We start from the raw sequence: 22,255 nt of genomic DNA, 5'->3' as shown, positions 1-22,255 counted from the left end.
CTTCCCCCGCCAATGGCCGCGGCCCCGGCCTCCGGCCAGCCTGCGCCGCTGACCGCCATTGCCCCGCTGCTGGCCCAGGCCCAGGCCCGGTGGCAGGGCGCTCCCGTGGCCGTACTCACAGTACAGAACCCGGGCGATGCCAACGCGCGCATCAGCGCCATCGGCAACTTTGCCGCAGGCCCCGTGCGTGAGGCCGGCATCCTCGTATTTGATGGCGTCAGCGGCGCCTTGCTGGCCGAGCGCCCTGCGCGGCAATCGGTGCCGCGCGCCGCGCGCGACCTGTGGCTGGGCTTGCACGAAGGCCTGTTTGCAGGCGCAGTGCTGCGCGCGCTGTACCTGCTGTCGGGCCTGCTGGGCTGCGTGATGATTGCCACCGGCATGGTGCTCTGGTCCGCCAAGCGCAGCGCACGCCAGCCGAGCGTGGGCCATGCACTCGTCAGCCGGCTCAACCCTGCGGCCATTTTGGGCCTGCCCGTGGCCATTGCCGCCTACCTCTGGGCCAACCGGCTGTGGCCCATCGGCATGGAAGCGCGCGCGCAATGGGAGCTGCATGCGCTTTTTGCCACCTGGCTTGTGAGCTTTGTCTGGGCGGCCTGCACCGCACCTGCCAAAGCCTGGCGCTGGCTGGCCTGGTGCGCAGCGCTGGGCTTTGGCCTGCTGCCTGTGCTGAATGCCGCGACCAGCCACCGGAACCTGCTGCAGCCAATGCAAACGGGCGATGCGGTGATGGCCGGTATGGACCTGGGCTTTATCGCCTTGGGCCTGGCATTTGCAGCAGGCGCCCTGGCCATGCAACACCGCCAAAAGGTTCGCCGCTGATGCTGGTGCTGTCTGCGCTGTGCATGCTGCTAGGCTTGGCCGCGCTGGCCTTGGCGATGGACCGGCATGCGATGCATCTGCCTTTAGCGTGGTCAGGGCGCCGTGCACGGCGTGGGTTGCAGGTGCTGGGCGCTACGGGCTTGCTCGCTTCGTTGGTTGGCATCCTTGCGGTGATGGACAGCGGCCTGGCATGGATCACCTGGCTGGGCTTGCTGGTGCCCGCCACACTGTGCATTGCGGTGGGTATGAGCTGGGCCGGGCGTGGCGGAAAGGGGCGCGGGCGATAGGCGCCCCAGCCATCCAAAGCAGCGTGCACCAAGGGGCCGGCAACCGCCAAATCCGCACTGCTACACTGCTCCCGACCTCACTCCCCACCCTTTAGCCTTGGCCCAAGCACCCCACAACCGCGCCGCCCAGCGCAAGCGCAAGTCCAGCTGGTCATCGCTGCGCATGCCCCAGCACATGGCATCTACCCTGCAGAAAAAACACTGGCTGCGTCTGCATGGCCTGTGCATGGGGCTGCTGGTCTTGCTGGTGATGTGGGCGGTCACGGCAGCGCTGCTCCATTCCAGGGTGACATCGATGGCGCTGCGCTATGCCATCAGCCTGGGCGTGGGCTATGCGGTCTACCTGCTGGTGCTGCGGCTGTGGGCGGCCTACCTGGTGCGCAATGCCTACGAGCGCAAGCGCGAAGACTCCTGGGTCGATGGCATCGACCCGGTGCCCGATCTGCACGTAGACAAAGGCGCGCCCGACTGGCAGGCAGGCGGAGGCGGCAATTTTGGTGGTGGCGGGGCGTCGGGGGATTGGGCGGATGTGGACCTGTCGTCGACTGCATCCGGTGCTTCCAGCTCCTGGACCGATGCCGTCGATGTGGTCGATATCGGTGGCGGCGATGAGGGTATCGTCATTGTGCCCATCCTGGCCGTTTTTGCCGGCTTGCTGCTGGCCTTCTTTGGCTTTGGCGCGCTGCTGTGGCTGTACTTTGGCGTCGATGTGCTCTTGACCGTCGCGGTGGAACTGGCCTTTTCGATGATGACCGCCCGCGCCCTCGTGCGCGTCGAGCGCGCAGGCTGGCTGGCCTCTGCCGTGCGACTGACCTGGAAGCCGCTGCTCGGCGCCCTGGTCTGCGCCGTGGCGCTGGGTGCGCTGGCTGACTGGTGGGTGCCAGAGGCCACCACCTTGCGCGAAGTGATTGCCCATATCCGGGGCACGCGATAACAACCTTGGCCTACCCAGCGCTGCCACAAAGCCGGTTTATGCTGCTCCTTTGCTGGCCGCCACGGCTTCCCCCCATCCATGACAAGGACTGTTCATGCCCATCGTCGTTACCGCCCAGAACACCATCCAGATTGGCGCTGCCGAGCCCCTTCAAGGCAATGCGCCCGAAGGCAGCTATGCAGCGGTGTTTGAAGACGATGGCGACACCGCCTACTTCTATGCGCTGGATTTTGCGAACGCCGAGCAACCCATCCAGAACGCGCTGCACATCTACAACGTGGCCGATGTCTCCGACAAGCACCTGCCGTCCGAGGTGACGATTGGCTGGTCCACCGACGGCAGCAAGGTCGTGCTGCTGATCAATGGCTACCCGCATGCCGTGTTTGATTTTGCGGCCAAGCATGGCTACTGCCGCACCGCCTTTCCGCCCCCTGATGCAGATTCCGGCTGGAGCGGCCATGACTGGTCGGACGAGGCCGTCGAGCTGTTTGCCACCGAAGCCTGAGACGACGAGAAGCATCGCCATGCACAGCCACCAGTTTGACCATTGGCCCTTTGCCGATGCGCACAACACCGCCAGCTTTTCTACGACCAAGGTGGTACGCGAGCATCTGCCAGTGTTGATGGTCTCGCATGATGCCGATGGGGCTTGGCAGTTTCTGGATGCCACCTCCGACGAACCTGGCGAGGCCCTCCTGGTCTGCATGGCTTGCATCTATGAGCGCGACCAGAGCCTGGAACAAATCGCAGACCTGCCATTGGGTTGGAGCGCCTGGCGCCAGGAAGTGGGCGGCGCCTGGGAGCGGTTTGAAAACCCGCCAGAGGACGACGACGAAGACGCAGACAGCACGGATTAAAGCCCAAGGCATCAGCGCCCTGCTCCAAGCCATCTCCACCCCCAGGGCTGCCGCCATCCCTTATTCTTGGGGTTTTGTTCAACCCAAGGCCCGCATGCCCTACACCGTCCAACACGAAGAAGCCGATTCCAAAGGCGCGTTCTTTATCAACCGCGTTGCCACACGCGTGGCCGAGATGACCTACAGCCGCACCAATGCCACGATGATCATCATCGACCACACGGAAGTGGATGATTCACTGCGCGGCGAAGGAGCAGGCCGCCAGTTGCTCAATGCCTTGGTAGCTTGGGCCCGTGAGACCCACACCAAGGTGCTGCCACTGTGCCCCTTTGCCAAGGCCCAGTTCGCCAAGGATGCGTCGCTGCGCGACGTGCTGTCCTGATACGCTGCCACACGCTGCATCGCGCCAGCCAGGCAATGCAGGGCTTCGCAGCGCACCATCGTTACCAAAGCAAACCAAGCGGGTGTCGCATTTATGCATTCACCGTCAACGCTGCCAAACAAGGGCCTGTAGCATCGCTGGCAGGCCCAATTTGCAAGCGCAACGCGCTTTGATTCGCTCCATTGGCCGCAACTTCAGGCCTAGGAGGGGCATGGATCAGGAAGTCCGATTTATCACGGTGGAGACCCACGACAGTGCCTGGCAAGCCCATGTATGCCGTGCATTGCTGGAATCAGAAGACATTCCGGCCTATTTGCGCAGCGAGCACCATATTGGCCTGCAATGGCCCATGTCGCGGGTACTCGGTGGCGTTCGCGTTGTAGTGCCTGCGCACCTGCTCCACCAGGCGCAGTCGTTGCTGGCCGAGCGTGACAACGGTACGCTGGAGCAAGCCTTGGAGCATGACTATCCCAGTGACGCGCGGGTATGCAAGGGTTGTGGCGGCACAGCGTTCCGGCGCAAAACCCCTCTGAGCGCTGCAGTGGCAACGTTTTTGATGCTCTGGCTGTGGTCAACACCGTTCCCGCCCGGCAAGGAACATTTCTGTAAGCAATGCGGCGCCATGGCACCATAAGACAGGCAGATGGTGCAGTGCCCAGGCGTCATCCTCAGCTGCGGCGGTAGCCATGACGGCACCGCTTGACTCAAGCCCCCAACACCCCATCCCGCAACTGCGCCAGCGCCCCATTGCCCAGCGCTTGCGCGTTGTAGCACAGCCCAATGCGGCGTTTGAGCTCCACCTCCAGCGGCTGGGTCTGCACGCCCGGCATTGCTTGCGCGAGGGATTCGGGCACGATCGCCCGGCCCACACCGGCAGCCACCAGGTCCAGCGCCAGCGAGAAATTGCCGGCCAGCGCGGCGGGGGTGTCGGCGCGGCTGCCGTAGATGGGCACCAGGCGTTGGTGGCTGGCGTGGCTGGGGCAGACGATCCAGTCGGTGGCGAGGTCTTGTGGGGTGCCTGCTGCGTGGTCTGGTGGCAGCGCTTGGGCGGGCAGGGCCAGCACATAGCGCTCGCTGAGCAGCGGTAAAAACAGCTCGTCCTCGCAGCGCAGCTCTTCGCTGGCCAGGCGCGCATCGCCCTCGCATTGCGCCAGCAGGTGCAGCTGCAGGCCGGGCACGCAAGCCCGGGCGGTGGCGGCCAAGTGCTGCACGGTGCTGCGGGCCACATCTTCTTCCACGCCAATGGTCAGGCGCGCACGCGCGCCGCGCTGGCGAAAGCGCTGGGCCAGGTCGTCGGCCTCGGCCACCATGCGGCGCAGCTGGGGGTAGAGCGCGCGGGCATCGTCGGTCACCTCCACCCCCCGCGCCTTGCGCACAAACAGCGCCGTGCCCAGGGCCTCTTCCAGCAGGCGGATGCTGCCCGACAGCGCCGGCTGGCTCAGGTGCAGGCGCTGCGCGGCAGCGGTGATATTGCGCTCTTCAAAGACGGCGACAAAGGCGCGGAACTGGCGGTAATCCATCACAAGCCATAAGCAAAACGTATGAATGAAAGAAGAATAAACCATTTTTCAAACGCCATACGCTCGATCTACACTAGATTCTCTACTGATTCATCAGAAAAATCTATTTCTTTAGAAAGCCACAACACCATGCAAAACCGCCAACCCCTGATCGTCATCACCGGTGCCAGCTCGGGCATTGGCCTGGCCACCGCGCAGCTGTTTTCGACACTGGGCCACCCCCTGCTGCTGCTGGCGCGCCGGCTGGAGCCCATGCAGGCGCTGAACCTGCCCGACACGCTGGCGATCTCTGTCGACGTGACCGACCGCGCCGCACTGGCCGCCGCCGTGCAACAAGGCGAAGCCCGCTTTGGCCCGGCCGATGCCATCGTCAACAACGCCGGCGTCATGCTGCTGGGCGAGATCACGCGCCAGGACCCGGACCAGTGGGACCGCATGCTCGATGTGAATGTCAAAGGCGTGCTCAACGGTGTGCATGCCGTTGCCGCCGGCATGGTGCAGCGCCAGCGCGGCAGCATCATCAATGTGAGCTCGGTCGCGGGCCGCAAGACCTTCCCCAACCATGTTGCCTATGTCGGCACCAAGTTCGCCGTGCATGGCCTGTCGGAGAACCTGCGCGAAGAGCTCGCTGCCCACAACGTGCGCGTGACCACCATCGCCCCAGGCGCGGTGGATACCGAGCTGCTCGGCCACACCACCGATGCAGCCATCAAGTCCGGCTATGAGGACTGGAAAACCGCCATGGGCGGCAAGGTGCTGGCGGCGCAGGATGTGGCCAACGCCATCCACTACGCCTATGCGCAGCCGGCCGGCGTCTGCATTCGCGAAATCGTGCTGGCCGCAACGCGCCAGCAAGCCTAAAAGCACCGGCTCCACCCCGGCTGCAGCCTCCTTCGCCGCCAGCATGTTGCGGCCTTGGAGGCTTTTTTGTGTCTCACCTGAACAAACCAACTTGAAAGCGAAACTGATCCTAAGTATTAGTTTTAATTAATTTGTTATCAAAATCTCCGCTTAATGGCTAGTATTTGTAGAAATACTAATACTTAAAAATCTACTGAAAAGCGCCCCAGGCACTGCAGTGGATCCACAACGGAGACGACATGAAGACAACCTCGGGTCTCGATGTCCGCGCCTTGAAGATTTTCGAGGCGGTGGCGTCTTCGGGCAGCCTGTCCAAGGGCGCAGCAACGCTGGGGGTCACGCAATCGGCGGTGTCGCAGACGATCACGCAGATCGAGGCGATCTTGCAGACGCAGGTGTTTGACCGCTCGCAGCGGCCGTTCAAGCTCACGCCGGCAGGCATTGCACTCAGCCGCCGGGCCGGGCAGATTGTGGAAGACATGGAACGCCTGGTGGTGCATGTGCGCGATGCCGACCTGGCCAGCCGCCCGGCAATGCGTGTGGGCATGATCGACTCCTTTGCCGCCACGGCAGGGCCGGCCATCGTCAAGAAGGTCACCGAATCGGCCAGCCAGTTGCTGCTCTGGTCGGGCCTGGCCAACAGCCATGCGACGGCGCTGATGAAGCGCCAGCTCGACCTGATCGTCACGACCGACACGCTCGACGACATCGACCACATCGTGCGCCGCTCTATCTTCTCCGAGCCCTTTATCGCGGTGATCCCCAAGGTGCGCGAGAAAGAGTTCAAGAACGCCGACCTCACCACCTTGATCGAGAAGATGCCGCTGATCCGCTTCAGCGCCCGCTCCCACTTTGGTGCGCTGATCGAGCGCCACCTGCGCCGCCAGGGCTTCAGCCCGCGCCCCTATCTGGAGATTGACACCTCCGACGTGGTCATGGCCATGGTCGCCGCCGACCTGGGCTGGACCGTCACCACCCCCATCTGCCTGCTGCAGGGCCGCACCTACAGCGGGCAGATCACCGCCATTCCGCTGCCCGGCGCCAGCCTGCACCGCACCATCTACCAGCTCTCCCGCGAGGGGGAGTATGTGGACATGGCCGAGAACTGCTTCCAAGTGAGCAGAAGCGTCATGGAAAACGACATCTTTCCCGATGTACGCCAACTGATCCCCTGGCTCAGAAGCGGGATCGCGCTGAGCTAGCCAGCCCTTGCACAAGCCGCTCTCCATGGCTGGGATGCCACCGCATCCGCGCCAGGGGAGTGTCTTGTCCAGCGATTGGCCAGCTCTTGAAAAACAGGAAATCCAAGGAGACAAATATGACCCTCAGCCGCCGTTCCTTTATCCAACAAAGCGCCGCCGCCTCATTGGCCGGTGCGCTGTCGCTGCCCAGCTGGGCGGCCGATGCGACCGTCAAATACGGGGGCTCACCCTGGCTGGGCCACTACCCCGCCCACCTGGCGATGGCCGAGGGCTATTTGAAGGAGGTAGGCATCAACCAGGACTGGCAGTCCTTTGCTACCTCGTCGGCCCGCATGAGTGCCTTTATGTCCGGCGGCGTCGATATTGGCTGCGCTGGCATTGTTTCGGCACTGGCGCTGATGTCGCGCGGCGCCAAGCAGTTCGCGATCATTGCGATCCCAGAAAACTTTGGCCGCGTCGAAGGCCTGGTCGCCCGCAAAGGCATCGAGACCGTGGCCGATCTCAAAGGCAAGAAGATTGGCGTGACCTTTGCATCCAGCACCCATTTGCTGGTGCTCGATGTGCTGGAGCAGGCGGGCATCAAACCCGGCGAGGCCGATGTGCTCAACATCCCCGGCCCGGAGCTGCATGGCGCCATCAAGACCGGCCAGATCGATGCGGCCGCCGCCTGGACCCCGCACTTTGACAACATCCTGCGCGAGCCCGGCGTCAAGCTCTTGGCCGATGACTCGCAGTTCAGCCTCTACAAGTCCTTCAAGGTCACGCCCGGCCCCGATGTGCTGCTGGTGCGCCGCGAGTTTGCCGCCAAGAACGGTGAGCTGGTCAAGCGCTACCTGTCGGCCTACTTCAAGGCCAGCGATCTGCTGCGCGAGCAGCCCGAGAAGGCCTCGCAGGCGCTGCTCAAGTTCACCGGCCTCACCATGAAGGAGCAGATGTCGGCCGTCACCGGCTCGGACTGGTACCCGCAAGCCCAGCAAAAAGAGCTGCTCACCGGCGAGTTTGTGCAAGGCCTGCAAAAGCTCGCCGAGATGCTGGTCAAGCACAAGCAGATCGACAAGGCCCCGGTCGTCAAAGACTGGATCGATGCCTCCTTTGTCTGAAGGCCGGAGCACACCCCGTGATTGCCAAACCCCCTTCATCCATGGCGCTGGCCGCCACCAGTGCGGCCTCCGTGCTGCTGTTCATCGCCGTCTGGGAGGCCGTGTGCCGCGCAGGCCTGGTCGACCCCATCTTTCTGCCCCCGCCCAGCGCCGCGCTGGGCAAGGCCGCCGCCATGCTGGGCGACGGCACCTTCTGGCCCCACATCCTGGCGTCTGCGCGCCGGGTGATGATCGGCTTTTTGGCGGCCACCGCCGTCGCCATTCCGCTGGGCATTTTTCTGGGCACCTCGTCCTACGCCCGGGCCGCCTTTGACCCCATCCTGTCGTTTCTGCGCCCGCTGCCCTCGATGAGCTGGATCCCGCTGTCGCTCTTGTGGTTCGGCATCACCGAGACGCAGAAGTACAGCATCGTCTTCATGGGCTGCTTTGCGCCGGCGATGGTCTATGTGATCGAGGCCACGCGCAATGTCGATCCGCTCCTGGTGCGCGCCGCGCAAAACCTGGGCGCCAACCGCTGGCAGGTGATGAAGGAGGTGATCCTGCCCGGCAGCCTGTCGCAGATCCTGAGCGGCTTCAAGGTGATCCTGGGCCTGGCCTGGACCTGCGTGATCGCCGCCGAGCTGGTCGCCGCCCGCGAAGGCCTGGGCTTTCTCATCATGAACGGCAAGGAGTTCTTCCAGACCGAGGTGGTCGTGCTGGGCATGGTGCTCATCAGCACCACGGTGCTGATCACCGACTTTTTCTTCCGACTGATTGAAAACTGGGTACTGAGGTGGAAACAATGAACGCGCAACACAAAGGCCCGATGATCTCCATCCAGGGGATCGCCAAGCATTACGGGGATTTCAAGGCGCTCGAGCGCGTCGATCTGGAGATTGAAAAGGGCGAGTTTGTCGTGCTGCTGGGCGCCTCGGGCTGCGGCAAGTCCACCCTGCTCAACCTGGTCACCGGTTTTGACAAGCCCACGGCCGGGCGCATCGTCGTCAACGGCCGCGAGGTCAACAAGGTCGATCCGCACTGCGGCATGGTGTTCCAGCAGTACGCGCTCTTTCCCTGGCTCACGGTGCTCGACAACGTCGCCTTTGGCCTCAAGATGAAGGGCCTTGCCAAGGCCGAGCGCCTGCAGGTGGCGCGCCGTTTTATCGACATGGTGGGCTTGCAGGGCTTTGAGGACAAGTACCCCAATGCCTTGTCGGGCGGCATGCGCCAGCGCGTGTCCATCGCCCGCGTGCTCGCCAATGACCCCGATGTGATTCTGCTCGACGAGCCCTTTGCCGCGCTCGATGCGATGACGCGCCAGGTGCTGCAGGACGAGTTGCTGCAGATCTACGAAAAGAGCAAGAAGACCATCATCTTCATCACCCACTCCATCGACGAGGCGCTGCTGCTGTCCACCCGCATGCTGATCATGAGCGCGCGGCCCGGCCGCGTGGTCACCGACATCCGCAACGACCTGCCCATGCCGCGCAATGCGCAGGTGCAGCTCTCGCCACGCTACAACGAACTCAAGGGCCAGATCTGGGACACCGTGCAGTCCGAGGTCATGCGCAGCCTGCAGGCCACCCGCCACTAACCCCCACCACCCCATGTCCAAGCAACCTACTTTCCCGAGCTACCAAGCGGGCTCGGGCTGGAATACCTTGCTCCCCAAAAGGCAAGCCCATACCCAGACGCCCAGCGAGCGGCACTTTGATGCCATCGTCATTGGCGCTGGCGTCACCGGCCTGGCCGCTGCCCGCCGCATTGCTGAGCTCGAGCCCCAGGCCCGCGTGCTGCTGATTGACGCCAGCACCGTGGGCGATGGCTCCTCGGGCCGCAACTCGGGCTTTTTGATCAACCTGCCGCACAACACCGGCATGTCCGGCCACGGCAGCCCGATCGAGGTGGCGCGCAAGCAGATAGCGCTCTACAACACGGGTCTGGCCTGGCTCAAATCGCTGATCGACCAGCACCAGATCGACTGCGGCTGGAACCCCGTGGGCAAGTACCACGCAGCCGCCACGCCCGACGGCGCAGCGCGCCTCAAAAGCACGCTCCAGCAGTACCAGGACTGGGGCGTGGCCTACACCGAGCTGGGGCGCGATGCCTTGCAGCAGCAGCTGGGCACCACGCACTACCACTACGGCTACCACTCGGACAACAACGTCTTTGTGCAGCCCGCCGCCCTGGTGCGTGGCCTGGCCGACAGCCTGCCGGCCAATGTGCAGCTCTGGGAGGGCGAGCCCGTGCTGTCGCTCACGGAAGGCAAGCCCCACCGCGTGCGTACCGCCAGCGCCGAGCTGAGCGCCCCGCACATCGTCATCGCCAACAACGGCTTTGCCCGCAAGCTCGGCTTTGCGCGGGACCGCGTGTTCACCATCTACACCTACGCGGGCCTCACCGAGCAATTGGACGACGAGGAACTGCACAAACTGGGCCCCGCGCCGGAATGGGGCGTGATCCCCGCCAACCGCCTGGGCACCACCTTGCGCAAGGTAGCGGGCGGGCGCTTTATGGTGCGCAGCTCGTACTCGTACGACAGCGAAGAGCCGCTCGCCCAGGTGCGCCAGGCGCTGCAGGGCTGCTACCAGATGCGCTACCCGCAGATGCGCTCGCATGCGCTGCCGCTGGTCTGGGGCGGCGTCACCGCCCTCACCCGCAACGGCGCGCTCTACTTTGGCCAGCTGGGCGATGGCCTCTACATCTCCATCGGCTGCAATGGCGCGGGCATGCTCAAGGGCAGCATGTTCGGCAAGCTGCTCGGCGAGATGGCCTGCGGCCAGCAGTCGCCCCAGCTGGCCGATGCGCTCGGCTTTGAGCGCCCCAGTTGGCTGCCGCCCGAGCCGCTGCGCCGCATCGCCGTGGTCAGCACCATCCAGTACCAGAAATACAAGGCCGGCATTGAGCGCTGATGCGCGCTGATGAATGCCAGCTTGCGCCATCACCCAGGAGAACAGCAGATGACTACCACCAACACCATCACCCGCATCGGCGGCAACCACCGCATGTCCCAGGTCGTGCGCCACGACCACACCTTGTACCTGGCCGGCCAGGTCGCCGACCAGGTCGATGCCGGCATCAGCGGCCAGACCGAAGAAGTGCTTGCCAAGATTGACCGCCTGCTGGCCGAGCATGGCAGCCACAAGGAGCGCATCCTGAGCTGCCAGATCTACCTGGCCGATATGCGCCACTTCGCCGAGATGAATGTGGTCTGGGACCAGTGGGTCGCCGCTGGCCATGCACCGGCCCGCGCAACGGTGGAAGCGCGCCTGGCCAGCCCGGCCAAGCTGATTGAAATTTGCGTGGTGGCCAGCACGGCCGCTTGATACCGCCGGCATGGCGCCCGCCATTGATGAGCCCCGCTCATGATGGCGTGCCATGCTGACCATCTAGTCATCACGGGGCTACATACCTACATTGATAGGCATGAACTCTGCTACCCACACCCCCATCCCCACCCGCCCACTCGGCCGCAGCGGCCTGCAGGTCTCCGCCCTCGGCCTGGGCTGCATGGGCCTGAGCTTTGGCTATGGCCCGGGGCTCAGCCGCAGCGCAGGCGTGCAGCTGATCCGCGATGCCGCAGCGCGTGGCGTCACCTTTTTTGACACGGCCGAGGCCTATGGGGCCTTGAACGAAGAGATGGTTGGCGAAGCGCTGGCGCCGGTGCGCAACCAGGTGGTGATTGCCACCAAGTTTGGCTTCAAGGATGGTGACTCTAAGAACCTGTTCAAAGTCTCCTCGCGCCGCGACAGTGTCTTTGCGGGATGGGATGCGAGGCGCAATACCGCAGCAATAGCCCAGCTATTGCGAGGATTTGCAACGACGCAGACCGGCCCCAAAGCCACTGTCCCTACGGGTTGGAGTGAAATCGGGCGATTTCTGCGCGCTGGCCCTTGCTTGCACCCCGGTGCAAGCTGCGCTCCCTCCCTTCGAACTCATCCCGATTGCACTCCAACGCGGCTGCGTAGAGACTTTGAACAGGTTCTAAGGCCGGGCTCGACAGCCGGCCCGAGCGCATCCGAGCGGTGGTCCATACCTCGCTGCAGCGCCTGCGCACGGACCATATCGACCTGCTCTACCAGCACCGCGTCGATCCTGCCGTGCCGATGGAAGAGGTAGCCGGTGCCGTCAAAGAGCTGATTACTGAGGGCAAGGTCCGCTACTTTGGCCTGTCCGAAGCGGGCGTCGATTCGATCCGCCGCGCCCATGCGGTGCAGCCAGTGGCAGCCTTGCAAAGCGAGTATTCGCTGTGGTGGCGCGAACCCGAGCAGGCCACCTTGCCGCTGCTTGAAGAGCTGGGCATTGGCTTGGTGCCTTTCAGCCCGCTGGGAAAGGGCTTTTTGACCGGAGCGATCCAGGCAGACACCGCTTTTGCCCAGGATGATTTTCGCAATATCGTGCCGCGCTTTAGCACCGAGGCGCGCCAGGCCAACCAGGCGCTGGTCGATGCGCTGGGCAGCATGGCCCAGGCCAAGGGCATCACCTTGGCGCAGGTGGCCCTGGCCTGGCTGCTGGCCCGCAAGCCCTGGATAGTGCCCATTCCCGGCACCACCAAGCTGCACCGGCTGGAGGAAAACCTGGCTGCCACCCAAGTCGTTCTGGACAGCACCGACCTGCAGCGCATCAGCGAAGCCCTGGACCGCATTGCGATTGAAGGCGCCCGCTACCCCGCCCATCTGGCCAGCCGGGTCAGCCGCTGACGGCCCCGATAAGGGCCATACAACGCAGCTCCCCACAGTCGCCGCTCTGGCCTCCCTGCCCTGGGGCTGCGGGTCTTAGGTCTCCTGTGCCGGCGCCGTCCAGCAGTTGTAAGGCAGCGTCCAGCTCAGGGTGCTGGTGTTGCCCGACGCAAAGACATAGCCCGCAGGTGCGGTGGAGGTAAAGGTCCCCACACCGGTCTTCAGGTCTGTTTCATTGCTCAGGCTGTTGCCGGCACCATAGATGGCGTCCGTCGCATTGCGGGTGTAGCTAAAGCTCGTGGTCACCCCTGGCACATCAAACGTTGGCTCGGCGGCCATCAGCGGGGCGTGCGCATAAAACACCCCCGCACCCGGGTTGGTCGAGTTATAGGCATAGGTGTTCAGCGCCGGGCTGGAGGTGCAGCCAATGGCAGGCGCTGCCGTGCTGTTGATCACCAGCAGGGGCTGCGCCGGTGGCGTGCAGGCATAGGCTTGTGTGGTGCAGCTGGCGCCCGGTGCCAGTTCCTGGTTCAGCGCACAGCTGCCCGTCTCGGCCGCATTGCCATTGGCAGTGATGCGGATGCGCACGCCGCTGGTGTTGGTTACCGTCAGCACCGGGGCTGGGTCGGCATAGGCCACACCGCTGTCGGCCACCGTGCCGCCCGCTGCATTGCTGAACTCATAGGGGCCCGCTGCACGCACGGCCTCGACCAGCGATCCTCCTCCCAGCGCCGAGAGGCCAAGTGCCCCCGCCATGCCCACCACAGCCATCATGCGGTGCATGCCGCCCTGGTGGCGATGGCGCCAGGCCAGACCTGCCACCAGCGCCGCAAGCGCAGCCACCGCCAGCATGCCCAGGCCAGGCACGGCCGTGGCACCGCCCAGCGGTGCCGTGATCGCGGGTGCATAGCCCAAAGAGATCTCGCAGCTGCCGGCCGCCTGCGCCCAAGCGGACGGCCCCCAAGCTGCCAAGGCAGCGGTTGCCGCCAGGCGAACACCTCGGCTCGTGGTGGCCGGCATCCCGGTGGCAGGCATCCCTGTGGCCGGCATATGCCGGATATTGGCTGGCATCGTCATTGCATCTTCCCTCGCAAAAAAACAAAAAATGCCAGCGCCCGTACTAGGCCTGGCGATGTGTTCGCGCCATGGCTTTCTTTGAAGGGCACAAGAGGTGGCCACTGCCCAGCCAGGAAAATGTTTTCTATACAACGAGGAGGGCGGTAGTCAGGAAATCTCTTAAATATGAATTCAATTCTATAAGTAATAAAAAATTACATATTGCTCAAAATGCAAACAATCCTGTCGATAACCAAATATCCACGCCTACGCCGTGCAAGGCATCGCCCCTGCACCCATAGCGGATGGGAATTGATTTACATCAATGTTTTCGGCAAATCGCCGCTCCATTGCCGCAGCCTTTTTATCGGGTATCCCAGGCGAATTCCAAGAACTGTAAGTCGCTCGTCTTTTTTCCGCATCTCTTCAAAAAATCTTTGCTAAAACCACGTCCAAATTTGCTTTTCCCTAGAGATATCACTGCATGCACATGCTTAGAAATTGACAATTTTTAACAAATGTGAACAGTCACCCACATTCTTTGGTAATTTCCAAGAAATCATAGTAAGTTCATGTTTTTATTAAATATCACTACTAGAGCTGCATCCACCCAGTACAGCCATCATCCTATATAACTATGATAAAAAACCTCATCATAAATTTAAATACTAGATGAGGTGAGAGCATGAAACTGGGAAAACTGTTGGCGGGGATGGTGGTTGCCGTGCCGGCGATCGTGCTGGCGCAGGCCAATATTGAAAATGGCACCTTGCGGGTGGGAGTGCGCAACGATGGCTCGCTGATGCCCCAGGAAATATCGCCGCTGACGGGCATTACCTATTTGACGAGTGGTGCCGATGGACTGACACCAGGGTGCTTCTGCGAGGCCTGGGGCGTTGCCGATGCCCTGAGCAATACGTCGGGCTATACCGGCGCCGATGTCGGTATTCAAGGGATTACGTCAGAGTCTTTCAGCGCTACGGCCACCACCGCTACCGCCGTGGCCAATGCCTTCAATACCTTCCGCGTGACCCATGCTTTTGCGCCTTCTTCGGCCACCAGCAATATTTACGAAGTCAAGGTCACGATCGAGAACATCTCGTCCGCACCAGTCGAAGCCCTGTATGGCCGCGCAATGGACTGGGATGTGTTCCCCACCCAGTTCAGCGAATACACGACCATCCAGCGCGGCAGCAGCACGGCGCTGGTCTTCTCCAGCGACAACGGTTTTCACAACGCAGACCCTTTGAACCCCGACGCTGGCATTCTGTTTACCAACCAGGATATTGAGGACAGTGGCCCCGAGGACCACGGCGCGCACTTCCGCTTCAACTTTGGCACCATTGCACCCGGCGCCAAGGTGGAGTTCACCATTGGCTATGGCGCAGCGGGCAACCAGGTCGATGCGCTGGCAGCCTTGGCCGCCTTTGGCGCCGAGGCCTATTCGCTGGGCAAACCTAGCCAGAATCCGCCCGGCACCCCCAGCACCGATGGCACGCCCAACACCTTTATCTTTGCCTTCAAGGGCATTGGCGGTGTGCAGCTGATTGGGGTGGACGCCGTCAATGACGCCGCCCCCGCCATCACCCGCCCCAGCAGCGGCACAGTCACCGCCGTCAATGTGCTGGCCAACGACACGGTCGATGCGGCACCCGCCACCACCAGCAATGTGGCCCTGACGCCCGTGGGCACCTGGCCCACCGGCATCACCGTCACGCCCGATGGCAATGTGCTGATTGGCGCGGCCGCCACGCCCGGTGCCTACACGGTGAGCTACCAGATCTGCAGCACCGTGCAGGCCACGCAATGCGATACGGCCACCGTCACCTTGGAGGTGACTGCCCCCGTGGTCGTCGTGCCCAAGGCCGTGCCAGTCGGCCACCCGCTGGCGCTGGCGGGCCTGGGTTTGCTGCTGGTCGGCCTTGCCCGCCGAAAGCTGGTCTGAGCCTGCGGCGCGTCGCGGCCTAACAAGACCCCAGGGTGCGCTGCACGGCCACCCTGCCCTATCCAATCGATGCCCCGTGGCCTGCGCCCGGGGCATTTTTATCACTGGTGCCCAGTGCGCCGCCGCCGCTGCTGCACCCTGGCGCGGGCACAAAAAAGCCGGGGCAGCGGCCCCGGCGGTTTGGCGTATCGGCGCTCAGGAGCCCGGTGGAGTGGCCCACCCAGCCCCTGCTGCCGCGCAGTGGCTTAGTGCATTCAGCCCTGGCGGCGGCGCAGCGTGGCAGCGCCCAGCAGCATCAGCGACAGCACCACCAGCGCCCATTGCTGCAGCGTGGGCACGGCAGCGGGCACGGCCGGCACCGTGCGCACAAGGGTGTTGACAAAGGACGCCGTGTTGCCGGTGGGGCCGGTCACCAAGCCCACTTCTGCCGGCAGCGTCTCACTCCAGACGTAGTCTGCAGGGGCCGCTGGCATGGTGGGCGTTTGTTCTACCGTGCAGTTGGCGCCCATGGGCACATTGGTGATCGCAATCGCGCCGGCGCTGCTGCCGCTCAGGTTTACCGTGGCGCTAAAGCTGCCATCGGCGCCGCAGTTGGCGGTATAGCCAAAGCTGCCGCTGATGCCCGCTGCCGGGCCACCGGTCACGGCGGTGCTGATGGTGATGTCGGTATTGGCGCGTGCCAAGGTGTTGACCAGCAGCGCGTTGTTGGCCGCTGGCGGCGCTGCCATCGCGACGGAGACGCTGGGCGCCGGGTCTTCCACCCAGATATGGGTGGCGGGGGGCGCGGGGCGCGCCCCCTCGGTCCCCACGCAGCTGCCGCTGGCGATCACCGGCGTGATGGTGACACTGCCGGTCTTAGGCGTATCCAGCGTGATCGAGGTGTCGATCGCGGGCAAGGCCAGCCCATCGCTGCCGGTGCAGACCACCGAGACGGGGAAGCTGCTGCCGGTCAGATCCACCGGCGTGATGTTGGCCGGCCAGACCACTTGCTTGGCGATGGAGAGCTGCGCGGGCTGGCAGGTCAGCGTGGCTGTCGCTGGCGTGTTGACCTGGCCAATCGGCGAGACAAAGTCCGTGCCCGGCGTGATGGTGTTGGTCAGCAGCGGGGTGTTCACGCAAGCCTGGCGGCCAGCATCGGTGTTGGGCCAGACCACCGGCACCGTGATGCTGCAGCCGCCGGGCGGAATCGTCACACCGCTGCTGCGGATGACATTGGCGCCAGCGACGGCACTGAGGCTGCCGCCCGTGCAGGTATTGCCGACAGTACCTGCTCCCACCACCAAAGGCGCGGGCAGGTTGTCAGTCATATCGGCATTGATGATGGGATCGCGCGTGTTATTGGACAGATCGATCGTCAGCACGGTGCTGTTGTCGCTACCGCCCAGGTAGATATCGCTCTTGTCAAAGCTTTTGCTGACCTTGGGCAGGCCGCAGGCGCCGGTCTCGGAGGTTGCGGCATGGATAAAGGCAGGGCCCACCTTGCCCCGGTTGGCCGTCCATGACTGGTATTGAAGAACATTCAGAAAAGGGGAAACATCCACCACCGCGAACACGCAGGCACCGCGGCTGTTATTGGATTGGTAGGTGGGAATCAGCAAGCCATACACATCATTGGTGGGCGTGGTGCCTGGCGCGGGAAAGCTGGAGGAAGGCGTTCCCTGTGCCAAATACAGTGCGTTGTCGGCTGGCACATTATTGATATAGGAGATGACCCCTCCCGCAAACGGATTCAAGCCTGCAAAATTCGCTGCAAAGGGAGAATTGGTATTGAGCGGGAACATCGAGTCGACTGAAGTTCGTCCCAATGTAAAAGCCGAACCGGTGCCTGCATTCAAGGTAGCCACCATGCGGCGCGCATTGCCGCCGTTCTGTGCCTCGCAACAGCCATCGACAAAGAACACGATGGAATTGGCCCAGCGGTTGGCCAAGGCATCCTGCAAAACGGCCCAATTCGAAGAATCAATAGAGCTACCTCCACTGGCAACAATGACGATGTCATATGGCCCGGGGGCATCGCTAAAGGTGCGCTGCGAGATCGCACCCGCAGTACTCAACACCGACAGGCGCGTCAAATCACTGGGGTTAGCCAGTTGCGCAGCAAATTCACTTTGCAGGTTGTCGTAAGCAGTACGAACATCGGCACCCTCCGCGTTGGCGCCGGTGACATTGGTCGTCAGCAGCAGCACCTTTTGTGCCCAGGCCTGCTGCGCACCCGCGCATAGCAACAAAGCCGCCAGGCATAGCCTTAGAAAATGGGGGAAATTTTTCATTTCGTCCTCTCTTTACTTGTCCATCTAAAAACAGATCTGCAACGCAAACCGATGGACCGCCTACCGGGCGGCTGTTGCGGCCGGCCGTGGCAAACGCCTGCCGTTACGCGGCCCTGATGGCGCACAAGGGCCGCAAGGAGGCGACCTTGCGCTGCAGAGATATCGTGTGAAATGGCATCATACATACGCAAAAGCTATTGAGAAAATTTACCAATCTATCAAATGCAATCTATTGCAATTGTGTTGTTAATTGATTAAAAGCATTGACAGCAGCTTGTGGGGTTTGGAGGTGGTCGCGCGCACCATCCGGCCCAGCGCCTTCACAGGGGGAGCTACTGGCTCAGCGGGCACAGGCTGCACCGCTGCAGAGGGGCTTAGCCAAGCCTTGCCAAGCATGCAAAGCCACCTGCATTCGCACACCTGCTTGTCAAGCAGCCATCAAAAACCGAGGCAATGGGGGATGCCTCGGTGTCTTCGCTCGTCTTGTGGGCGGCTAGCGGTAGCAAGGGCCTACGGCCTGCAGCCAAGCCAGCTGGCAGCGGCTTGGGGCAGTCAGCGTTGGCGGCGGCGCAGCGTGGCAGCACCCAGCAGCATCAGCGACAGCACCACCAGCGCCCATTGCTGCAGCGTAGGCACGGCAGCAGGCACCAGCGGCGCCGTGCGCACGAGGGTGTTGACAAAGGAGGCCGTATTGCCGCCATCGCCCGTCAGCAGGCTCACCGGGGCGGGCAAGCTGGTACTCCAGGCGTAGCCAGCCGGAGCGGCGGGCAAGATCGGATCCTCGCTTACGGTGCAGCTGGCCCCCTGGGGCACACCGGTGATGGCCATGGCACCGGCATTGCTGCCGCTCAAGGTGACAGCCGTTGTGAAGCTGCCATCTGTGCCGCAGTGGGCGCTAAAGCTAAAGCTGCCGCTGATGCCCGCTGCCGGGCCACCGGTCACGGCGGTGATGATGGTGATGTCGGTATTGGCGCGGGCCAAGGTGTTGACCAGCAGCGCATGGTTGGCCGCCGGCGGTGCCGCCATGGGGACGGACACGCTGGGCGCCGGGTCTTCCACCCAGATATGGTTGGCGGGGGGCGCGGGGCGCGCGCCCTCGGTCACCACGCAGCTGCCGCTGGCGATCACCGGCGTGACGGAGACGCTGCCGGTCTTAGGCGTATCCAGCGTGATCGAGGTGTCGATCGCGGGTGCGACCACCCCATCGCTGCCGGTGCAGACCACCGAGACGGGGAAGCTGCTGCCGGTCAGATCCACCGGCGTGATGTTGGCCGGCCAGACCACTTGCTTGGCGATGGAGAGCTGCGCGGGCTGGCAGGTCAGCGTGGCCGTCGCTGGCGTGTTGACCTGGCCAATCGGCGAGACAAAGTCTGTGCCCGGCGTGATGGTGTTGGTCAGCAGCGGGGTGTTCACGCAAGCCTGGCGGCCAGCATCGGTGTTGGGCCAGACCAACGGCACCGTGATGCTGCAGCCGCCGGGCGGAATGGTCACGCCGCTGCTGCGGATGACATTGGCGCCAGCGACGGCACTGAGGCTGCCGCCCGTGCAGGTATTACCCACCGCACCGGCGCCGACCACCAAAGGCACGGGCAGGTTGTCGGTCATATCGACGCTGAGGATGGGATCGCGCGTGCCATTGGACAGATCGATCGTCAGCACGGTGCTGTTGTCGCTACCGCTCAGGTAGATATCGCTCTTGTCAAAGCTTTTGCTGACCTTGGGCAGGCCGCAGGCGCCGGTCTCGGAGGTGGCAGCGTGAAGAAAGGCGGGCCCCACCTTGCCCCGGTTAGCCGTCCATGACTGGTAATGGAGAATATTCAGAAAAGGGGAAACATCCACCACGGCAAATGCGCAAGCGCCGAGACCATTGTTGGATTGGAAGGTGGGAATCAATAACCCGTACACATCGTTGACGGGCGTGGTGCCTGGCGCGGGAAAGCTGGAGGAAGGCGTTCCATGCGCCAAGTAAAGCGCGTTGTCCGCGGGCACGTTATTGATATAGGAGATGACACCTCCCGTGAACGGATTCAAGCCTGCGAAGTTGGCTGCAAATGGGGAATTGGTATTGAGCGGGAACCTTAAATCATCAGCACTTCGTCCCAATGCAAAAGCCGAGCCGGTGCCTGCATTCAAGGTGTCGACCATGCGGCGCGCATTGCCGCCATTCTGTGCCTCGCAACAGCCATCGACAAAGAGCACGATGGTATTGGCCCAGCGGTTGGCCAAGGCATCCTGCAATACGGTCCAATTTGAAGAATCGATAGCGCTATATCCACTGGCAACGATGACCAGGTCATAAGGGCCGGGCGCATCGCTAAAGGTGCGCTGCGAGATCGATCCAGCAGTGCTCAACACCGACAGGCGCGTCAGATCACTGGGATCGGCGAGTTGCGAAGCAAATTCACCTTGCAGGTTGTCGTAGGCCGTGCGGACATAAGCATCCTCGGCACTGGCACCCGTGACATTGGTTGTCAGCAGCAGCACCTTTTGTGCCCAAGCCTGCTGCGCACCTGCACATAGCAAAAAGGCGGCCATGCACAGCCTGAAAAAGTTTGAGAGCCTTTGCATCTTCATTTCCTCCTATTGGCGAGACAGTGAAAGAAACAAACGCAGCCGATAACTTTTGAATCCCCTCTCCATGTGCGTTTGAAACGTCTTTGCATGCCGCATCACCGGACGCTGCAACCAGCCAGCACCGGTCGCGGCTTTCTGCTGCAGCCATGCCGCCTGACCACAGCATCCACCTGCATGAAAACCACCGTTGCAGGGAGCCTCTTCAGCCCCATGGAATGGACATGATTCGCCCAAGCCCGCGTTCAGATCCAGGGCCCAAAGGCACGCCATGGCGATGGCAATAAAGATAAATGAAGCCAATTAATAAACAAAGTACGATTACATTTTTATATTATTCTCATTGCTTGCAGCGGTTGGTTGATGCTGCTGGCATCGCATTGCGAGGCCGGCGTTGGTTGCCGTCGTGCCGAGAACATGCCCGATGCCGCCGCAGCGGGGCCAGCCAGAGCACCCGGTGCCTGGAGCAGCGGTTTTTGCCCATGTCGGGCGGGTGGAACAAAGCTAGGGATATACCCGTGTGCTCGCAAAAAAACCTGAGGTAAATCAACACCGCCTTGCCCGATCCGTGCTGCTTGTCCATCAACCTATGGACAGACAGCGCTGCATAGCCACAGCAGACTGGTTGGCATGGGCGCAGACGCTGTGGCAAGGGCCGGGCTTGGCTTGGCAGGCAGCCGCGTTGGCGTGAATGAACACCATGGATGGACTACCGAGGAGCACCAAAGCGATGGCAAAACCTTTTGCATCATCGGCCGACATGACGGCCAAAACCGAGACGCTGGAGATCCTGGGCGACGGGGTCTATGCGCTGACCGCGCAAGGCGACCCGAATGTGGGCGCGATCGAGGGCGAGGACTTTATTGTCGCGATCGAGGCACGCGCCACACCAGCGGCAGCGCGTGACTGGCTGCGCACGCTGCGGGCCCACACGCAAAAACCGATCAAATACCTGGTGCTGACGCACTACCATGCCGTGCGCGTGCTGGGCGCATCGGCCTTTGAGGCCGAGCACATCATCAGCAGCGACGTGACCCGCCAGCTGATCGAGGAGCGCGGCGAGCAGGACTGGGCCAGCGAATACGGCCGCATGCCGCGCCTGTTCAAGGAGTTCGAGGGCATTCCGGGCCTGACCCGGCCGACCCAGACCTTTGCCACCCGCCACGAGATCGAACTGGGAGGCGAGCGCGGCAAGCTGGAGCTGCAGTTCAACGGCCGGGGCCATACGGCGGGCGACATCGTGGTCTGGCACGACAAGAGCAAAACCCTGTTTGCGGGCGATCTGGTGGAGGCCGAAGCGGCCTTGTACACGGGCGATGCCCACCACTTTGAATGGGCCGGCGCAACGCTGGACCAGCTCAAGCAGTACCGCGCGCAGAACCTGGTCGGCGGCCGGGGCGCGGTGGCCCGGGGCGAAGCGGCATGCGACGCGGCCATCGAGCAGACGCGCGCGTTCCTCCAGGGCATGATCGACCAGGTGGGCCCGGTATTCCGGCGCGGCGGCACGCTCAAGGAGGCTTTTGAGGCCACCCACCAGGCATTGGCGCCCCAGTTTGGCCGCTGGCCCATTTTTGAGCACTGCCTGCCGTTCAATGTGCAGCGCCTGTGGGACGAGTTCGACGGCATCAGCTGGCCGCGCATCTGGACGGCCGAGCGCGACCGGGACGTCTGGGCCCAGCTGCAAGGGTGAGCGCCATGGCAGCGAGCACGATGCATTCCGTGGCGCAGGCGCGCAGTGCCGCCGCGCCGCCCGCCCCCCCGCAGCAGCGGGGCATTCCGGTGTGGCGCCATAT

Annotated in this window: 20 protein-coding genes and 2 pseudogenes; 18 read left to right on the top strand and 4 right to left on the bottom strand. The window is 63.0% G+C overall.

All coding sequences use genetic code 11. The annotated features are described in order from the left end of the window. From H928_RS33910 to H928_RS32670, 7 genes are all read left to right on the top strand, one after another. The coding region (locus H928_RS33910; protein WP_043341958.1) for a PepSY-associated TM helix domain-containing protein at window positions 1-819 on the top strand (819 nt) is incomplete at its 5' end. Next, window positions 819-1,106: a DUF3325 family protein gene (locus H928_RS34160; RefSeq protein WP_021028888.1), complete on the top strand. Its 288-nt coding sequence runs from the start codon at window positions 819-821 to the stop codon at window positions 1,104-1,106. The genes H928_RS33910 and H928_RS34160, both read left to right, overlap by 1 nt. Before the next feature lie 97 nt (window positions 1,107-1,203). Further along, entirely contained in the window at window positions 1,204-2,040 is an 837-nt protein-coding gene (locus H928_RS0124630) for a hypothetical protein (RefSeq protein WP_021028887.1), read from the top strand. 94 nt (window positions 2,041-2,134) lie between these two features. Then, entirely contained in the window at window positions 2,135-2,545 is a 411-nt protein-coding gene (locus tag H928_RS0124625; RefSeq protein ID WP_021028886.1) for a DUF2251 domain-containing protein, read from the top strand. Between the two features lie 19 nt (window positions 2,546-2,564). Next, window positions 2,565-2,897 carry a hypothetical protein gene (locus tag H928_RS29775; protein ID WP_021028885.1) on the top strand — a complete coding sequence of 111 codons (333 nt, stop codon included), beginning with the start codon at window positions 2,565-2,567 and terminating at the stop codon, window positions 2,895-2,897. Window positions 2,898-2,991: 94 nt separating this feature from the next. Then, the gene (locus H928_RS0124615; RefSeq protein WP_021028884.1) at window positions 2,992-3,279 is read left to right on the top strand and encodes a GNAT family N-acetyltransferase; all 288 of its coding nucleotides are present in this window, start codon (window positions 2,992-2,994) and stop codon (window positions 3,277-3,279) included. Window positions 3,280-3,490: 211 nt separating this feature from the next. Continuing rightward, window positions 3,491-3,913 (top strand): putative signal transducing protein, encoded by a 423-nt coding sequence (locus H928_RS32670; RefSeq protein WP_158400647.1) that lies wholly within the window; start codon window positions 3,491-3,493, stop codon window positions 3,911-3,913. Between the two features lie 70 nt (window positions 3,914-3,983). Here H928_RS32670 and H928_RS0124605 read toward each other — a convergent pair whose 3' ends face one another. Continuing rightward, window positions 3,984-4,799 (bottom strand): LysR family transcriptional regulator, encoded by an 816-nt coding sequence (locus H928_RS0124605; RefSeq protein WP_021028882.1) that lies wholly within the window; start codon window positions 4,797-4,799, stop codon window positions 3,984-3,986. Window positions 4,800-4,928: 129 nt separating this feature from the next. Between H928_RS0124605 and H928_RS0124600 the strand changes: the two genes are divergently transcribed. The 9 genes and pseudogenes from H928_RS0124600 to H928_RS29770 form a co-directional block, all read left to right on the top strand. Next, complete coding sequence (locus H928_RS0124600; protein WP_021028881.1) at window positions 4,929-5,660, top strand: SDR family oxidoreductase; 732 nt, start codon at window positions 4,929-4,931, stop codon at window positions 5,658-5,660. A gap of 239 nt (window positions 5,661-5,899) precedes the next feature. Then, complete coding sequence (locus tag H928_RS0124595; RefSeq protein ID WP_021028880.1) at window positions 5,900-6,862, top strand: LysR family transcriptional regulator; 963 nt, start codon at window positions 5,900-5,902, stop codon at window positions 6,860-6,862. A 116-nt stretch (window positions 6,863-6,978) separates the two neighbouring features. Further along, a complete protein-coding gene (locus tag H928_RS0124590; protein WP_021028879.1) occupies window positions 6,979-7,962 on the top strand; it encodes an aliphatic sulfonate ABC transporter substrate-binding protein in 984 nt (327 codons plus the stop codon). 41 nt (window positions 7,963-8,003) lie between these two features. Then, on the top strand, window positions 8,004-8,747 hold the full coding sequence (locus tag H928_RS0124585; protein WP_021028878.1) for an ABC transporter permease: 744 nt from the start codon (window positions 8,004-8,006) through the stop codon (window positions 8,745-8,747). Between the two features lie 20 nt (window positions 8,748-8,767). Further along, on the top strand, window positions 8,768-9,535 hold the full coding sequence (locus H928_RS0124580) for an ABC transporter ATP-binding protein (RefSeq protein WP_027011370.1): 768 nt from the start codon (window positions 8,768-8,770) through the stop codon (window positions 9,533-9,535). A 13-nt stretch (window positions 9,536-9,548) separates the two neighbouring features. Continuing rightward, entirely contained in the window at window positions 9,549-10,853 is a 1,305-nt protein-coding gene (locus H928_RS0124575) for an FAD-binding oxidoreductase (RefSeq protein WP_027011369.1), read from the top strand. Between the two features lie 48 nt (window positions 10,854-10,901). Beyond that, entirely contained in the window at window positions 10,902-11,267 is a 366-nt protein-coding gene (locus H928_RS0124570) for a RidA family protein (protein WP_021028875.1), read from the top strand. A 184-nt stretch (window positions 11,268-11,451) separates the two neighbouring features. Continuing rightward, window positions 11,452-11,661, top strand: a pseudogene (locus tag H928_RS33905) (aldo/keto reductase); the annotation flags it as partial. A 267-nt stretch (window positions 11,662-11,928) separates the two neighbouring features. Beyond that, window positions 11,929-12,641 (top strand): annotated as a pseudogene (locus H928_RS29770) (aldo/keto reductase); the annotation flags it as partial. A 75-nt stretch (window positions 12,642-12,716) separates the two neighbouring features. Here the strand turns inward: H928_RS29770 and H928_RS0124560 are convergent. After that, window positions 12,717-13,640 (bottom strand): midcut-by-XrtH protein, encoded by a 924-nt coding sequence (locus H928_RS0124560; RefSeq protein WP_239645075.1) that lies wholly within the window; start codon window positions 13,638-13,640, stop codon window positions 12,717-12,719. A 721-nt stretch (window positions 13,641-14,361) separates the two neighbouring features. On the opposite strand from H928_RS0124560, the gene H928_RS0124555 reads away from it, so the two are divergent. Continuing rightward, window positions 14,362-15,621: a hypothetical protein gene (locus tag H928_RS0124555; protein ID WP_148293310.1), complete on the top strand. Its 1,260-nt coding sequence runs from the start codon at window positions 14,362-14,364 to the stop codon at window positions 15,619-15,621. Between the two features lie 254 nt (window positions 15,622-15,875). Here H928_RS0124555 and H928_RS0124550 read toward each other — a convergent pair whose 3' ends face one another. Continuing rightward, window positions 15,876-17,891, bottom strand: a complete 2,016-nt coding sequence (locus H928_RS0124550) for an IPTL-CTERM sorting domain-containing protein (protein ID WP_084635958.1) — start codon at window positions 17,889-17,891, stop codon at window positions 15,876-15,878. Window positions 17,892-18,443: 552 nt separating this feature from the next. Then, window positions 18,444-20,459, bottom strand: coding sequence for an IPTL-CTERM sorting domain-containing protein (locus tag H928_RS0124545; protein WP_158400645.1), 2,016 nt, complete (start codon window positions 20,457-20,459; stop codon window positions 18,444-18,446). Between the two features lie 733 nt (window positions 20,460-21,192). Here H928_RS0124545 and H928_RS0124540 point away from each other — a divergent pair. Beyond that, window positions 21,193-22,152 (top strand): MBL fold metallo-hydrolase, encoded by a 960-nt coding sequence (locus H928_RS0124540; protein WP_021028870.1) that lies wholly within the window; start codon window positions 21,193-21,195, stop codon window positions 22,150-22,152. The last annotated feature ends 103 nt before the right edge of the window (window positions 22,153-22,255 follow it).

This window comes from Comamonas sp. B-9, assembly GCF_000410635.1.
Lineage (GTDB): Bacteria > Pseudomonadota > Gammaproteobacteria > Burkholderiales > Burkholderiaceae_C > Comamonas.
The sequence above is the reverse complement of the archived record's forward strand: the minus strand, read 5'-3'. Positions and strand labels throughout refer to the sequence as shown.